This is a genomic window from Arthrobacter sp. ISL-5, from assembly GCF_018613835.1.
In the GTDB taxonomy this organism is placed as follows: Bacteria; Actinomycetota; Actinomycetes; order Actinomycetales; family Micrococcaceae; genus Arthrobacter.
Genome location: NZ_JAGGPM010000031.1, coordinates 1 through 13,479, shown reverse-complemented (window position 1 = coordinate 13,479; position 13,479 = coordinate 1). Strand labels below are relative to the sequence as shown.

Here is a 13,479-nt window from a genome sequence, read left to right as displayed (position 1 = left end):
ATGGCTGTTCTCAAAGCCCGGGACCTCACGCTGCAGTACGATCGGCGCCGGGTCGTGGAGAACCTCACCGCCGAGATTCCCGAGGGCCGCGTGACGATGATCGTCGGGGCCAACGCCTGCGGGAAATCCACGCTGCTGCGCGGGCTGTCGCGGCTGCTCAAACCTGCCGGCGGCACGGTCACCCTGGACGGCAAGGACATCCATTCCCGCCCCGCGCGCGAGCTGGCACGCACGCTCGGCCTGCTCCCGCAGCACCCCACCGCACCGGACGGGATCACCGTCCGCGATCTGGTGGGCCGCGGACGGTACCCGCACCAGGGCTTCTTCCGCAGCTGGTCGGAGAAGGACGACGCCGCGGTGCAGCGCGCGCTGGAGGCCACCGAAACGCTGGACCTCGCCGGGCGGAACGTCGACGAACTGTCCGGCGGGCAGCGCCAGCGCGTGTGGATCGCCTTGGCCCTCGCCCAGGAAACGGAGGTGCTGCTGCTCGATGAGCCCACCACGTACCTGGACCTCGCCCACCAGGTGGAAGTGCTGGACCTCGTCACCGACCTGAACCGGCAGCGCGGCACCACGGTGGCTATCGTGCTGCACGACCTGAACCTCGCTGCTCGGTACGCGGACCATGTCATCGCGCTGAAGGGCGGGCGAATCGTGGCCGAAGGCGCGTCGACCGACGTGATCACCGAGGACCTGGTGCGGAACGTGTTCGGGCTCGAATCCCGGGTGGTGCCGGACCCCGTCTCCGGCACGCCGCTGATCATTCCCCTCGGCAGGCACCACGCAGCCCCAAAAGCCTTGACCTCAATCCTGGAGATGGCCTCATGAGCACAGCAAAGAACAGCCCTGCCCGCGCGTCGTTGACCGGTCGCCCCGGACGTTCCGCCCAGGCAGTCGCCGAGAGGCCCCCGGTCTCCACGGAGCCCATGACGCTCGCGTTCGATGTCACCGTGTCTGCCGTGGAGGAACTGAGCCCGAACTTCCGGCGTGTGACGTTCGGCGGATATTCGCTCCGCGACTTCGGGGTGCATGGCGACACCCTGGACCTGCGGGTCAAGCTCATGATCCCCTCATTGGCGCCGGACGGCAGCCGGCTCCCGCTGCCGAGTTTCCGCATGGAGCAAAGCGGCTGGTACCAGGAGTGGCTGGCCATGGATCCGGCCACGCGCGGCTCAATGCGCACATACACTGTCCGGCAGTCGAGGCTCGATGCCGTCTATCCGGAGATCGACGTCGACTTCGTGATGCACTTTGACGCGGACGGGAACGGCGGTCCCGCCGCGAACTGGGCACTCAGTGCCAAGCCGGGAGACACCCTGACGCTGATCGGCCCGAACAACCGCGCGGCGCACTGCGTCACGGCCGAAACCTACTCCGGCATTGAGTGGCGGCCGGGCCTCGCCCAGCGGGTGCTCCTCGCCGGCGACGAGACGGCCGTTCCCGCCATCAGCGCCATCCTGGAAAGTCTGCCGGAGTTCATGACAGGCCATGTCTTCCTGGAGGTGCCGGAAGCAGGCGACTTCCTTGACCTCCGCACGGCAGCCGACGTCGAAATCACCTGGCTTGCGCGCGGCGCCGCGATCGGCCGGTCCCGGCCGCACGGGGAACTCCTCCAGGACGCCGTCCGCAAGGCGGTCCCCGTCCCGGGCTGGGTGGCCATCAAGGCTGCGGGCGCTGCCGGACCTGAACCGGACGACGTCGACGTGGACCAGGACATCCTGTGGGAAACGCCGGCGCGCATGGACACGGCTGCGATCAGTGCGACCAAGAATCCGGACAAGCCGGCGGGGGCCATGCCCTTCTATGCGTGGATCGCCGGCGAGGCCGGCGTCATCAAGGACATGCGGCGCTACCTGGTCCGCGACGTCGGGATCGACCGCAAACAGGTGGCGTTCATGGGGTACTGGCGGCAGGGAAAGTCCGAACTCTAAGCGGTTTCCTTGGCAGCGGTCCGCAGGGCGCCCGTCCCCGCGTGCTCGGTCGTTTACCCCGCCGTCCCCCTAACCTCGCAAGCTCGGCCAGGGAACCCCGACGGCGGGTCTCTCCCTTAGACGCACGCTTCCGGACGGCCACCTCACGGTCGCCTTTTCAGGACGCTCTCGCAGATCCTGCCGCTTAATCGGCAACGCTCTCGCAGTTCCTGTCGCTGGGCGTTAACCCTGTCGTTTCTTTCGGTGGTTAGGGTAGCCGAGTGGGCTCATATCCTTTGCTTCCGGACAGGGACGAGCGGCGTGTGTTCGTTGCCTTGGGAGATTCCTTCACCGAGGGGGTGGGGGACCGGAGCTCGCGGCTGCCGAACGGGGTACGCGGATGGGCCGACCGCGTAGCGGAGAAGCTGGCCAAGGCGGAACCGGGCTGGGAGTACGCCAATCTGGCCATCCGGAGCAAGCGGCTGCGCCACATCATCGATGAACAGCTCGAGCCGGCGCTGGCCATGGAGCCCACCCTTATCACCCTGTATGCCGGCGGGAACGACATCCTGGACCTCGGAACAGACATCAACGTCCTCATGGCCCAATACGAAGCCCTTGTGGCCAGGCTGGCCGCGACCGGCGCCACGCTGGTCCTGTTCACTGGTTTCGACGTCAAGGTCTCCGCGGTGCTGGAGCCACTGAAGAAGCGGAACGCCGTGTACAACCAGCGGGTGCGCGAACTTGCTGCCAAGTACGGGGCAGTCCTGGTGGACTACTGGTGTTTCGAGGCCTTCCACGACCGCCGGATGTGGGACACGGACCGGCTGCACATGTCCAAGGCGGGCCATAAGTACCTGGCGGCGCAGGTCCTGGACCACCTCGGCGTGCCGCACAAGATCACCCTCAAGGAATGGGAGCCGCCATCCAAGGTGACTCTCCGCGAGTGGGAGCGGAGGCAGCGCCGCTGGGTTAGCGACTGGGTGTTCCCGCTCGTCGGAAGGAAGCTCCGCGGCGTCACGCTGGGAGACAACCTGAGTCCGCGGTGGCCCCGGCCGGTGAAGGTTCCGCGCAAAGGCGGCCTGAAGAAGCTCATGGATTCCAGTCCTTCCCGCTGAACCGGCCCGGTTTTGGGCAGTGTGCCGCGAACCGGGGCTCCGGACAGCGTGTCCGGAGCCTTAAACGTGGGCTAGTTCTGCTGCCCGGGCTCCTCCTAACGAGTGGCTTGAATAGTGCCACCGTAAACAACTGTTGACTTGTGTGCAACGTCACAGCTACTGTTGCGGCACTGACAATCCGTCAATCATCAAGCTTCAAGTCCGCCCAGCGTTGCGTGGACCGTTCGAAGGCGTGAACCGCCGTCGCCGGCAACCCGACGTGACGGCCGGATCCCTGCTCCTGCTCCCCCATTCACGCGGACCTACTTCCTGCGTGCGCCGGGGCGGGCCACCACGAGAGGCACCAACGCCATGACTGACAGCAATTCCCTCCACTTCGACCGCCGGAAGCTCCTGAAGGCTGCGGCGCTGACGCCGTTTGCCGGGCTGGCACTGTCCGGCTGCGGGGCCAAGCCCTCCGACAGCGCGGCAGCCAACAAGACCGTGACGGTCACGTCCTATGGCGGTTCCTACAACGACCAGCTGACGCAGACGATCCTGGATCCGTTCGCCAAACAGACGGGCATTCAGCCCACACTGCTGGCGAATACCAGCCTCGCGGCGCTCAAGGCCCAGGTGCAGTCCGGTGACGTGCAGTGGGACCTCGTGGAAATCACGGCGCCGGAGTACGAGACGGCCGTTGCCGAAGGCCTGCTGGAAAAATTCGATTACGACATCATCAGCGACAAGGGCCTGCCCGGCTACGCCAAGGCCGAATACGGCATCAAGTACCTAAGCTTCCTGTTTGTCATGGCCTGGGACCAGAAGGTCATTTCGGACGCGCAAGCGCCGAAGGACTGGGCCCAGTTCTTTGATCAGGACAAGTACAACACCAAGCGTTCCGTTTACAACCAGCTCTCCGACAGCTCGGTTCTGGAAGCCGCGCTGCTGGCAGACGGGGTTCCGTTCGACAAGATCTACCCCCTTGACGTGGACCGCGCCCTTCGCGTCCTCGGCCACCACCCGGGCAAGGACAGATTGCTCTACCACGCCGCAAACCAGGAACCGATCCAGCAGCTCACCTCCGGCGAAGTCTCGCTCTCGACGAGCTTCAACAACCGGATCAACGCCGCGCGCACAGACGGCGCAAAGCTGAACTTCTCCGCTGAGAACGCGGTCCTCGCCGGAGACTACTTTGTGGTGCCAAAGGGTGCCAAGAACAAGGAAGCGGCATTCAAGCTCATGAACTTCATGTCCAACGACGCCGAGGCCGGTGCCGCGTTCGACAAGGTCACCAACCTGACCCTGGCCAATACGCCGGCTCTCTCCAAGCTGCCGAAGGAGATCGCGGACACGCTGCCCACGAGCCCGCGGCTGGCCGACAAGATCCTCGTGCGGGATGACAAATGGTGGTCCGAGAACCTGAAGAAGACCGAGCAGCAGTTCAAGCTTTGGCAGGCCAGCTGACATGACGGCCGCAACTCTCACGGTCCGGCCACAGGGCCGCCGTGCGCCGGGGGAGGGGAATCCGAAGGCCCGGCGGCGGCTCAGTGGCTGGTGGCTGCTGCTGGCCCCGATCCTGGTTTTCGACGTCATCCTGTTCCTGACGCCTCTCGGGAAGCTCGTGGCCTCGAGCTTCGCCGACAACGCTTACCAGCGGGTGCTCGAGGACCCGCTCGTGCTGCGCTCCCTGGCAAACACTTTGAGCATCAGCCTCGCTTCCACCATCGTGACGGTGGTGCTGGGCTACGTGATCGCACTCGTGCTGTGGCGTGCCGGGAACATCGCGCGGGTGGTCCTGTTCGCCGTCGTGCTTTTGCCGTTCTGGACCGGCATCCTGGTGAAAAACTTTGCCTGGGCGGTCCTGCTGCAGGATAACGGCATCGTCAACGCCTTCCTTCAGGGGATCGGGCTGACCAGCGCACCCATCGAGCTGTTGCACAACCGTTTCGCGGTGATCGTCGGGCTGGTGCACTGCCTCCTCCCGTACGCCGTCTTCCCGATTTTCTCCTCCCTGACTGCCATTGACGACCGGCTTGGCCTGGCCGCCAGGTCACTGGGTGCGCGGGAAGGATCCGTGTTCCGCCGGATCACGCTTCCGCTCTCCGCCCCCGGCATCTCGGCGGCGGGGCTCCTGGTCTTCATCATCAGCACCGGCTTCTTCATCACTCCTGTGGTGATGGGCGGGCCCGGCGACATGATGATCGCCAACCAGATCGACTACTACGCGCGCCAGCTCACCGACTTCTCCGGCGCCGCGGCACTGGCCGTGGTCCTCACGGTGATGGTGAGCATCATGGTGGCCGTATATCAGCGCGTGCTCAAGGCAGGAGGCCAACATGAAGACAACTAATCCGCAGCACCGGGTGCTGGCGCTGCTTTCAGTGCCCGTGTTTCTGTTTCTGGTGATCCCGACGGCGATCGTGGTGCCGGTGGCGCTGAATGACAGCCGCTACATCACCTTTCCGCCGGAAGGATTCTCCTTCGCGGCCGTCGCCGGCTTCTTCGGGGACAAAGCCTGGACCTCGGCACTGACTGCCAGCCTGCAATCGGCGGGCATCGCCGTCGTGATCGGTGTGCTCCTTGGCTCGACGGCCGCGATAGGCCTGCACGGACGGAAGTTTCCCGGCCGATCGGCGGTGATGGGGCTCATTCTCGCGCCGATGATCGTGCCAACGGTGGTGCTGGCGCTGGCCTTCTACCAGTTCTTCATCTCGATCGGGATGGTGGGCAGCATCCTCCCCATCGGCCTGGCCCACGCCGTGATCGCCACCCCGTACGTCTACCTGACCACCAGGGCGGCGCTCGCAGGCCTAAACCCGGCCCTCGTGAGGTCGGCACAAAGCCTTGGTGCGGGCCCGTTGTCGGTACTGCGGCACGTGTACCTCCCCATCATCCTGCCGGGCCTGATCTCGGGCGCCCTGTTTGCGTTCTCGGTCTCGATCGACGAGACCGTGATGTCGCTGTTCATGCAGTCCCCGAGCGCCACCACGCTGCCCGTCAAAATGTTCACGGACATCCAGTTCAACTTGACTCCGAAGATTGCTGTTTCCTCCGCGCTGCTGGTCAGCGTCGCCACCATCGGACTCCTTCTGCAGGTCATGTTTGTCCTCAGGCGCCGGTCCACCGCACGGATGCTGCCCCTGGCAGTGTCCGCCCAAACGTAAGGAATGCCGATGACAACGTCAGTGATTTCCGCAGAATCAATTCCCCGCACCCGGACCGCTTCCCGGGGTGCCATTGAACTCCGCAGCGTCAGCAAGAACTACGGCGACGTCGTGGCCGTGGACCGGCTGGACCTCGTTGTCCAGCCGGGCGAGTTCGTCACCCTGCTCGGGCCCAGCGGGTCCGGTAAAACCACCACCATGATGATGGTTGCCGGCTTCGAGGAGCACAGCGCAGGGTCGGTCCTGATCGATGGCCAGCCGGTGGACACGCTGCCGCCACGGGAGCGCAACCTGGGCGTGGTGTTCCAGAACTACGCACTGTTCCCGCACATGAGCGCGCTCGAAAACGTTGAATTTGCACTCCGCATGCGGAAAATCCCCAAAAACGAACGACGCAAGCGGGCCGAAGAAGCCCTGGTCCGCGTGGGCCTCGGCAAGATGGGCACGCGCAAGCCCCGCCAGCTCTCCGGTGGGCAGCAGCAGCGCGTGGCACTTGCCCGCGCGCTGGTCTTCAACCCGGCCGCGTTGCTCCTGGACGAGCCCATGGCCGCACTGGACAAACGCCTCAGGGAACAGATGCAGGAGGAAATCAAGACCCTGCAAAAGAGCCTCGGCATCTCCGTGCTTTTCGTCACCCACGACCAGGACGAAGCCATGGCCATGTCCGACAGGATCGTGGTGATGAAGGATGGCAAGATCGTCCAGTCCGGACCGCCGGAGGAGGTCTACAACCAGCCGCTGACGGACTGGGTGGCCAGCTTCCTCGGCGACACCAACCTCATTCCCTGCACTGTGCTGGAGCGCAACGGCGCCGAGGCCTTGGTGGACCTCGGCGGCTTGGGCACTGCACGGGTTGCAGACCGCGGAGTCGAGGGCGAAAACTATGCCGTCTCGATCCGACCCGAGCACCTTAAATTCCGCTCGGCCGGTGAGGGCGGCAACGGCGGTGCGGCAACGCTGGTGTCCTCCACCAACCTGGGAGCCACCGTCCGCCACCGCCTGACGGCAGGCGGCCACGAGCTCCAGCTGCGCGAGCTCAGTCCGGACTCTGCCGGCAGGCCCGCACCCGGCGGCCAAGTATTCGTGGGATGGGATTCCGGACGGGCGCAGCTTCTGGTCATGGAGCCCTAAGGCGTCTCATCCGGGCAGAAGCGGCCCGGTTTCGACTCGCACCACGCCTGTTGGGGCCCCGGACAGCGTGTCCGGGGCCTCAAAAGTGGGCTAGTTCTGCTGCCCGGACTCGTCCAGCAGGTTTTCGAAGCCGGCAGCAACCCGGTTCGCCGCGAATTCGATGACCTCGAACTCGGCAACGCCGTTAATGTAGAACGGGTCCTTGGCCAGGGACGCATCGAGAGTCTTCCGGTCCGCCTTGGACAGCAGCAGGCCGCCGGTGCGCGGAACCTTCCGGCCGGCTGCCAGGAACACGCCGTCGTCGAAGGCGTCCTTCAACCAGGCCACGTGGGCGTCCAGGTGATAGTCCACGATGTCTTGTGCAACCTTGTAGGTCAGGGAAACTACGTACATGCCCGACAGCCTACCCGTTGGCCTGTGAGGTCAGAGTGAGCCCGAAAGTAAACGCCAGCGCTCCACCTTGAACTGTCAAGCTTTTTTTCTCCTAGGATGGGGTAATGACCGAACCGCGCTGGCTCAATGCCAATGAACGCCGGGCCTGGCTTGCCCAGCTGAGCATCAACACCATGCTGCCGGCAGCCTTGGACACCCAGCTTCACGCCGCCGGCAAGGTCTCTCTGTTCGACTACAACGTGCTTGCCATGCTCTCCGAGGCGGAGGGCCACTTCCTGCCGATGAGCGAACTCGCGGCGCGGACCAGCGCCTCCCTCTCCCGTCTATCCCACGTGGTCACCAAGCTCCAGAACCGGGGCTGGGTGGAGCGCAGGCCGCACCCGGGGGACGCCCGCGTCACCACCGCGCACCTGACCGAGCAAGGAATGGCCACCATCGTGGAGCTCGCACCGGGCCACGTTGAGTCCGTCCGTTCGCTGTTCCTCGATGCACTGACCGACCGTGACGTTGCGGACCTGGCCCGCATCGGGGAGAAGATCGTGGCGCGGCTGGACAGCAACCACTGGATCCTCCGCGAGCGCTGAGCGCGTTCCGGTGCCAGATCAGCCACTGCCCAGACCAGCCGCCTTGGTTGCTCCCGGCAACGGATGGCAGACTTGCCCTATGGATTTCACGGCCCGGTATGTCGCTCTCGGAGATTCGTTCACGGAAGGCGTGGGGGATGACGACCCCACCCGCCCCAACGGAGTTCGGGGCTGGGCCGACCGCGTTGCCGAGCAGCTCGGATCGGCGGATCCGGCCTTCGGGTACGCCAACCTAGCCATCCGCGGGAAGAAGCTCCGCCAGATCATGGCTGAACAGGTGGACGCCGCCGTCGAGCTTAAACCCACGCTGGTGAGCATCTACGCCGGGGCGAACGACATCCTTCGGCCCAAGGTCGACATCGACACCCTGCTCGTGGACTACGACGCCGCCATCGCCAAACTAGCCGCCACCGGCGCCAAGGTAGTCATGTTCACCGGCTTCGACTCCCGCGGTTCAAAGGTTTTCAGCACTACGCGTGGCCGCACGGCCATCTACAACGAACTGGTCCGTGGGATCGCCGGGGACCACGGGGCGTTGCTTGTGGACTACTGGCGCTTCAGCGAGTACTACGACTGGGGCATGTGGGCGAAGGACCGGATGCACATGTCCGCCGCGGGCCACGCGAATATGGCCAAGCGCGTCCTGACCGTCCTCGAACACGAGCACTCCATCGAGGTGCCGCCCATGACGCCGGTGCCGGAGCTCAGCAAGGTGGAAGCGATCCGGGCCAACGCCCGCTGGGTGCGGGAATTCGCCGCCCCGTGGGTGGTGCGGCGCGTCACCGGCAAATCGTCCGGCGACAACCTCCAGCCTAAGTACAGCCAGCTCGCCCGGCTCTAGCTGGCCCCGCCCCCGGCCGGCCTCACCCCCGCCGGTCGAGGTTGCCCTCGCCGGTCGAGCCTGTCGAGACCTACCGCCGGAATCCGGGCGTCGCGAGGAGTTCGCCGCCCCTGCGGACTGCCAGCACGTCGATGTCCCAGAGCGCGGTTGCACGGCGGAGCATCGGGATGCCGCCGGTCACGATCGCCGTTGCCAGCACATCGGCCGTGACCACGTCCGCGGCAGCCACGGAAACCTGCCTGAACTCCGCGGAGCCGGCGGCGACGCTCCAGATGTGGTCGCCGCGTTCCGCCGAACCGGACGTCGCCAGCGCAACCTTCCCGCCGCCGTCGGACGCCAACGCGCTGGACGTAAAAGCTCCCGGCTGAGACCCCTCCCACGCAGCCCCTCCGAGCGGAAAACCACCCAGCGGAAAGCCGGCCAGCAGCGTTCGCCGGTCGGCCGGATCAACAATTCCCGCCCGCCAGGATTCGCCGCTGCCCGGGGTGGGGGAGCCGCTGACCAGCACATCCCTCCCGCGTTCACACACCAGTCGGCCAGCCCCAGGGCGCGCAGCGAGGTGCCCGCTTCCTTGATCGCGTGCCCCTTGATGAGCCCGGACAGATCCAGGGCGCCATCCGGGCGATCCGGCGTGAATGCGCCCTCGGTCAGGAGCCGCCACCCGGCCGCCTCCTCATACCGTGCCCTCATCTCCGCCGACGCGTCCTGCAGCAGAAGCTCGCCGCGCGCCAGCCTGCTGGCCTCCGAGTCAGGACGGTAGAGGCTGAAGGTCCCGTCCAGTTCAGTGAAAAGACGTTCGACGACGGCGGTTGCCGCTTCCAGCTCATCCTCCGCTGTCGCGGGTGCTTTTTGGGTATCGGAGGGGACGGTCACGCTGATGACGGTACCCATGCAGGTGAACGTGCGGGCCCGCAGGCGGTACCGGCTGTCAGAGGTTTGCTGCATCGAGGGCCGCCTGGAGCGAGGTGAGGTAGGCGTCGCTGGTCACGGTGGCGCCGCCCACGGTCCGCACGTCGGCCGACTGTGCCTGGAGCACTTCGCTGCGCAGAATCGGGGCGGCGTAGTTGCTGATCTGTACGGACCTGCCCTCGTGGTCGGTCAGTTTTAGGGCGGTGACGTCGGTTATGTCGCCGGCCTTGACCGTAATCCGCACCTGGACTATGCCGAAGCGGGTCTGGACGATGTCGCCGTCGTACGTTCCGCCGGCTTTGGCCGCCGCGCCGGCGGCGCCCGTTCCTGCGGCACCCGAAGAACCCGTTGTGCCGGCGGAGCCGGACGTGCCCAGCCCCGACGACGATCCCGAGGAGTTGCCCGTGGACGCGGCGGCAACTGCGCTGCGGGTGTCCGCCACGTGCACCCCGGACTGCCACCCCGCCAAGAGGATTCCGGCCGAAGCCAGGGCGGCTGAAACTGCTGCTCTTGGTCTCACCAGTCGAACCTTTCGTAATGGAGCTGATCTTCGCGGACGCCCGCAGAACGGTCGGCGCTGAGGACATTCCCGGCCCAGGCCGCGGGGCCGCAGACGTAGACGTCGGCATCGGCGATGTCCGGGACGTAGTCCGTCAGGGTGTAGCCCGCCATGTGCCCGGCCGCGGGAAGCCAGCTGTCGGGAGCGACTGGATCCCGTGGCCGACGAGGTGAAACAGGGTGGCGCCGCGCCGCCGGCACAGCTCAAGGACTTCGTCGCCGAGGTAGAGTTCCTGGCCGCTGTGCCCGCGGAGCAGAACGGTGGCCTGGCCGGGGGCCAACGGAGTCCGTTCCAGAAGTGCCCGAAGCGGAGTGATGCCGATGCCGGCGCCGATCATGACGATCCGATCCCTGCTGCGGGCCGCGGAACTGAAGAGCCCGTAGGGGCCCTCAATTGCAACCTTGGTGCCCGGCCTTAGCGCCGCCAGCTGTGCTGTGCCCTGGCCGAGATCCCGCACGGTGATCCGCAGCAGCCCGCGCCCGTCGTTCCCCAGGGCCATCGGCTCGGCTGAAAGGCTGAAGGGATGCGGATGCCACCAGAGGCCCGGGGCCAGGAACCGCCAGATGAAGAACCTGCCGCCGCTGCCTTCCAGCGACTGCAGTTGCAGTCCGCTCATCTCAACACTGATAACGCCACGCGCCTCGGCCGTCACACGCTCAACCGTCAGCTGGTGCCGGAACGTGGCGACGGCCGGCTGTATCACCCGGTAGTAGAGCAGTGCGGCACCGGTCGCGGCGCAGATGGCGGTCCAGCACCAGCGCTGCCACGTTCCCTCCGCGAAGAGGCCGCCCACGCTGAACTGGTGCGGCAGCGACGTCAGCACTGCCGCATAGGTGAGCAGATGCACGACGTACCAGAATTCGTACGGGAAGCGGCGGCGAACGGCCACCAGGGAAGTCACCACCACGGCGATAAACAGCGCCAGGGAGACGAAGGCAAGCCACATGTCCGGCACCAGCGCCCAGAGCGCCACTGCCTCGCTGACCGGGTCCAAGCCCTCCGCCATGCCGTAGCCAACCGCTATCAGGATGCCGTGCGCCAGCAACAGGTACAGGGACGGCTTCCCCAGCTTTCGGTGGAACTCCAGGGCGCGGTCATGTCCCACCGCGCCGTCGATCAGTGGAATCCGGGCGGCCAGCAGGAGCATGAGCAGGACCAGGTCCATGCCGGCCAGCCCGGCAACGATGCCCAGGGCGGTGACGCCGGAGGCGACCGTCGAGACTCCCGCCGTGCCGCCGTCGGCAAGCCACAGCGCGACCGAGGCAGCCAAAGAGCCCCATGCCGCCACTGTCAGTGCATCGGCACGAAGGAGCCGGCGCCGGTGCCGGGCTGCGAAGCCAGGCAAGGCGTCTCTTCCGGCCGGCAGTCCAAGGTCAGGGGTCCGCGGATCCTCGGTCCCGAGGCGGGGCGAGAGCTGTGTGTTCATGACTCAAGATTCCGGCTCGAGGCTTTCGTTTGCTGTGAAAACCCTTCTCCCCGGATATGTCTTCGGAACCGGGAACCGGGAACCGGGCGCCGATGAGCCGGGACTCGGGCCGCCCCTTATACACTCGCTAACGCTATACACCCGCTAACGCTTGATTGGCCTTTAATTGGCGCGTCTCGTAGACTTGGTGGGCGCTAGGTGGCGCGGAGCGTGTGCAATTGCTCCGGTTGACGGTGGTTGTTGGCAGTAATAACAGCTCCGGAGGCCGGTAGTTAGGGGCTCAAGTTGCGTGCATTCCAGTATTCGCCCAGCATCCCGGCACTTCGCGGTGGCTTCCACTGCCCGGTGCCCGTGGCTCATCGTATTCGCCGCAGCACGGAATTCCACGGTTTTTCGCCGTCGATTTCGGGCCTGCGGAATTGGAACGCATGGGGCTGGATGCGGACGCCGCCTGCCGCACGGTGACGCAGAACTCTGCCAGCCGTTTCAATTTATTTTTCAGAGGAGAGTCGTCATGGCAGCACACTGCCAGGTGACCGGAGCCGAGCCGGGCTTTGGACACAGCATTTCGCACTCGCACCGCCGCAACAAGCGTCGGTTCGACCCGAACATTCAGAAGAAGCGCTACTGGGTTCCGTCCCTGCGCCGCAATGTCACCCTGCAGGTCTCTGCAAAGGGCATTAAGACCATCGACGTACGCGGCATCGACGTTGTCGTCGCCGCAATCCTGGCACGAGGGGTGAAGCTCTAGTGGCTAAGGACAAGGACGTACGTCCGATCATCAAGCTCAAGTCGACCGCGGGCACGGGTTACACCTACGTAACGCGTAAGAACCGTCGTAACGATCCGGACCGCATGGTCCTGAAGAAGTACGACCCCAAGATCCGCAAGCACGTCGAATTCCGAGAGGAGCGCTAAACACATGGCTAAGAAGTCCAAGATTGCTCGCAATGAGCAGCGCAAGGTCATCGTTGAGCGTTACGCTGCAAAGCGCCTCGAGCTGAAGAAGACCCTGGTTGACCCCAACGCGACTGACGAAGCACGCGAAGCTGCACGCCTCGGCCTGCAGAAGCTGCCCCGCAACGCCTCCCCGATCCGTCTGCGTAACCGCGACATCATCGACGGCCGTCCCCGCGGTACCTTCCAGAAGTTCGGTATCTCCCGTGTTCGCTTCCGCGACATGGCTCACCGCGGTGAGCTCCCGGGCATCACCAAGTCTTCCTGGTAATCCAGCACCGCTGATTCCAGCTGCTTGAGAAGGGCCGGCAACCGAATGGTTGCCGGCCCTTCTTTGCGTTAACGCCGCTTCGGTGGGGCGCCGGTTTGCGGCACCGGTTTGTGGGTGACGCAGCGCACAAAGTGGAATTACGACGCCGGCACCCGGTTTTTCATCCGGACCGCACCGTTTTTCCGCGTAATCACGCGGATCCCGGCCCAAGGGGGGGCGTGTTTGGGTGGGTTT

At 65.5% G+C, this 13,479-nt stretch carries 17 protein-coding genes and 1 pseudogene; 12 read left to right on the top strand and 6 right to left on the bottom strand.

Translation table 11 applies throughout. The annotated features are described in order from the left end of the window. The 7 genes from J7I89_RS17430 to J7I89_RS17400 all read left to right on the top strand — a co-directional run bounded on the left by J7I89_RS17430 (position 1) and on the right by J7I89_RS17400 (position 7,305). Positions 1-828 (top strand): ABC transporter ATP-binding protein, encoded by an 828-nt coding sequence (locus J7I89_RS17430; protein WP_214972950.1) that lies wholly within the window; start codon positions 1-3, stop codon positions 826-828. A 98-nt stretch (positions 829-926) separates the two neighbouring features. Then, positions 927-1,931, top strand: a complete 1,005-nt coding sequence (locus J7I89_RS17425; RefSeq protein ID WP_251045495.1) for a siderophore-interacting protein — start codon at positions 927-929, stop codon at positions 1,929-1,931. Between the two features lie 260 nt (positions 1,932-2,191). Further along, positions 2,192-3,028: an SGNH/GDSL hydrolase family protein gene (locus tag J7I89_RS17420; protein ID WP_214972946.1), complete on the top strand. Its 837-nt coding sequence runs from the start codon at positions 2,192-2,194 to the stop codon at positions 3,026-3,028. 351 nt (positions 3,029-3,379) lie between these two features. Then, complete coding sequence (locus tag J7I89_RS17415; protein WP_214972945.1) at positions 3,380-4,474, top strand: extracellular solute-binding protein; 1,095 nt, start codon at positions 3,380-3,382, stop codon at positions 4,472-4,474. Between the two features lies 1 nt (position 4,475). Continuing rightward, positions 4,476-5,360 carry an ABC transporter permease gene (locus J7I89_RS17410; protein WP_214972943.1) on the top strand — a complete coding sequence of 295 codons (885 nt, stop codon included), beginning with the start codon at positions 4,476-4,478 and terminating at the stop codon, positions 5,358-5,360. After that, positions 5,347-6,174 (top strand): ABC transporter permease, encoded by an 828-nt coding sequence (locus J7I89_RS17405; protein WP_214972941.1) that lies wholly within the window; start codon positions 5,347-5,349, stop codon positions 6,172-6,174. Before J7I89_RS17410 ends, J7I89_RS17405 begins: the two co-directional genes overlap by 14 nt. A 9-nt stretch (positions 6,175-6,183) precedes the next feature. Then, a complete protein-coding gene (locus J7I89_RS17400) occupies positions 6,184-7,305 on the top strand; it encodes an ABC transporter ATP-binding protein (protein ID WP_214972940.1) in 1,122 nt (373 codons plus the stop codon). A gap of 90 nt (positions 7,306-7,395) precedes the next feature. Here the strand turns inward: J7I89_RS17400 and J7I89_RS17395 are convergent, their stop codons facing one another. Then, complete coding sequence (locus tag J7I89_RS17395; protein ID WP_214972938.1) at positions 7,396-7,698, bottom strand: YciI family protein; 303 nt, start codon at positions 7,696-7,698, stop codon at positions 7,396-7,398. A 104-nt stretch (positions 7,699-7,802) separates the two neighbouring features. Between J7I89_RS17395 and J7I89_RS17390 the strand changes: the two genes are divergently transcribed. Next, positions 7,803-8,282, top strand: a complete 480-nt coding sequence (locus tag J7I89_RS17390) for a MarR family winged helix-turn-helix transcriptional regulator (protein WP_214972936.1) — start codon at positions 7,803-7,805, stop codon at positions 8,280-8,282. A 79-nt stretch (positions 8,283-8,361) separates the two neighbouring features. Then, entirely contained in the window at positions 8,362-9,123 is a 762-nt protein-coding gene (locus J7I89_RS17385; RefSeq protein WP_214972935.1) for an SGNH/GDSL hydrolase family protein, read from the top strand. A 70-nt stretch (positions 9,124-9,193) separates the two neighbouring features. Here the strand turns inward: J7I89_RS17385 and J7I89_RS25840 are convergent, their stop codons facing one another. From J7I89_RS25840 to J7I89_RS17370, 5 genes and pseudogenes are all read right to left on the bottom strand, one after another. After that, on the bottom strand, positions 9,194-9,652 hold the full coding sequence (locus J7I89_RS25840) for an FAD:protein FMN transferase (protein ID WP_308159952.1): 459 nt from the start codon (positions 9,650-9,652) through the stop codon (positions 9,194-9,196). Between the two features lie 158 nt (positions 9,653-9,810). Next, positions 9,811-10,014, bottom strand: a pseudogene (locus J7I89_RS25835) (FAD:protein FMN transferase); the annotation flags it as partial. Positions 10,015-10,051: 37 nt separating this feature from the next. Next, positions 10,052-10,552, bottom strand: coding sequence for an FMN-binding protein (locus tag J7I89_RS17375; protein ID WP_214972934.1), 501 nt, complete (start codon positions 10,550-10,552; stop codon positions 10,052-10,054). After that, positions 10,549-10,704, bottom strand: coding sequence for a hypothetical protein (locus J7I89_RS25340; protein WP_251045504.1), 156 nt, complete (start codon positions 10,702-10,704; stop codon positions 10,549-10,551). Before J7I89_RS25340 ends, J7I89_RS17375 begins: the two co-directional genes overlap by 4 nt. Continuing rightward, positions 10,686-12,017 (bottom strand): ferric reductase-like transmembrane domain-containing protein, encoded by a 1,332-nt coding sequence (locus tag J7I89_RS17370; protein WP_251045492.1) that lies wholly within the window; start codon positions 12,015-12,017, stop codon positions 10,686-10,688. Before J7I89_RS17370 ends, J7I89_RS25340 begins: the two co-directional genes overlap by 19 nt. Positions 12,018-12,531: 514 nt before the next feature. Here J7I89_RS17370 and rpmB point away from each other — a divergent pair. Genes rpmB through rpsN form a run of 3 tightly spaced genes read left to right on the top strand, consistent with a single transcriptional unit; the run spans position 12,532 to position 13,245 of the window. Then, positions 12,532-12,768: a 50S ribosomal protein L28 gene (gene rpmB / locus J7I89_RS17365; protein ID WP_050687447.1), complete on the top strand. Its 237-nt coding sequence runs from the start codon at positions 12,532-12,534 to the stop codon at positions 12,766-12,768. Beyond that, entirely contained in the window at positions 12,768-12,935 is a 168-nt protein-coding gene (rpmG, locus tag J7I89_RS17360; RefSeq protein WP_078026306.1) for a 50S ribosomal protein L33, read from the top strand. The genes rpmB and rpmG overlap by 1 nt, the downstream gene beginning before the upstream one ends. A 4-nt stretch (positions 12,936-12,939) precedes the next feature. Next, positions 12,940-13,245: a 30S ribosomal protein S14 gene (gene rpsN, locus J7I89_RS17355; protein ID WP_003798555.1), complete on the top strand. Its 306-nt coding sequence runs from the start codon at positions 12,940-12,942 to the stop codon at positions 13,243-13,245. Positions 13,246-13,479: the final 234 nt, after the last annotated feature.